This is a genomic window from Achromobacter sp., assembly GCF_057314935.1.
On the sequence record NZ_DBHKZA010000117.1, the window covers coordinates 1 to 1,486 of the forward strand.

A 1,486-nucleotide genomic window follows, 5' to 3' on the forward strand; every position below is an offset into this window, starting at 1 on the left:
CACCGCGGTGCCGTTGGTGATCACGCCCACCAGGTTGCCGCGCGCGGTGTAGCGGTAGACATTGGCCGGATCGGCCACGATCTCTTCACACGCCGAGGCCACGCCCGGCGAGTACGCCAGCGCCAGGTCGCGCTGGTTGACGAGCGGCTTGGAGGCCACCACAGAGATCTTTCCCGGGGTGGGGAACTCGTGATAGTCCAGGGCTGCCTGGCGGTCGGAGGGGGTGTTCATGGGGCTGTAGCCTCGCTGTCTTGAATATGCAAAAATTCTAGGCCTCAAGACATAAGACGATCATTCGGATTTAATATTGTCCCATTACCTTTACCTTATGGCCTGTCTATGACAGCCTTTGACCCGGATGCCGTCATCCGGAAACTGACCTCGCGGCTGAAGATGCGCCATCTGATGCTGCTGCTGCAGATCGAGCAGCACGGGTCGCTGACCCGGGTGGCGGAACACATGGCCACCAGCCAGCCGGCGGTGACGAACGCCTTGGCCGAACTGGAAAGCATGTTCGACGTACCGCTCTTTGACCGGTCGGTCCGGGGCATGACGCCCACCGCGCTGGGCGCCGTGGTGCTGGCGCGCGCCCGCGGGCTGGTCCACGACCTGGGCCACCTGGTGCAGGAAATGGAGGCCGTGGCGGCCGGCCACGCCGCCCACCTGCACATCGGCGTCATCCCCTTCGTGTCGGGGCAGATGCTGTCGGCGGCCATCAGCCGCACCTTGCCGCAAGGCCGGCGCATCACCGCCACCATCCACGAGGGCCAGGGCCCCGCCCTGCTGCGCCAACTGCGCGACCACACCCTGGACATCGTCGTGGGTTGGGCCACGCCGTCCGTAGACCTGAGCAATATCGATTTTGAAGTGCTGTATCACCAGCAACCCCGTCTGATCGCCAGCCGCCGCCTGGCCGCGCGGCTGGGCCGGTCCCGGCTGGAGTGGAACCGGCTGGCCGACCTGGACTGGATCCTGGGCACCCCTGGCAGCCCCATCCGGGAACAGGTGGCGGACATTTTCCTGCGCGCCGGCCTGCCACCGCCGCCGCCCTCGGTGCAAAGCGATTCTTCAAAGCTGATCGGGGAAATGATCGTGGCGAGCGACCGGGCCGTGTCCATCCTGCCCGCCGACATCGCCGACGAACTGGTGCGCATCGCGGGCGCCGCCATCGTGCCCTACTCGTTCGACTGGACGCTGCCCCCGATCTCGCTGTTCACGCGGGCGGACGGATTGCGCCGCAACGTGGACGCCCTGTTCGCCTCCGCCTTGCGCGAGGTCTATACCAAGGGTGCGCGTCCCGGCGCCTAAGTCTCGCCGCGGGCGCGTCGGAATGCCAAGAAATGCAAAGGCCGCGCCCGCGCCGTGGCCGCTCCTCCTATACTTTCGGCGCCAAGCAACATGCAGGAGGGCACGCCGTTTGTTCACCATCTCGCCACCCCGCGCGAGCCACCGCGCGCTTGCCCTGATTGCCCTTGCCGCGCTGGCC

General features: G+C 66.7%; 1 protein-coding gene and 1 pseudogene. One reads left to right on the forward strand and one right to left on the reverse strand.

Going from position 1 to position 1,486, the window contains the following annotated elements; all coding sequences use genetic code 11:
* Nucleotides 1–231: pseudogene (locus tag ACO6D5_RS27515) on the reverse strand (NADP-dependent malic enzyme); the annotation flags it as partial.
* A 108-nt stretch (nt 232–339) separates the two neighbouring features.
* Here ACO6D5_RS27515 and ACO6D5_RS27520 point away from each other — a divergent pair.
* Nucleotides 340–1,308 (forward strand): LysR substrate-binding domain-containing protein, encoded by a 969-nt coding sequence (locus ACO6D5_RS27520; protein ID WP_315844706.1) that lies wholly within the window; start codon nt 340–342, stop codon nt 1,306–1,308.
* Nucleotides 1,309–1,486 lie beyond the last annotated feature (178 nt).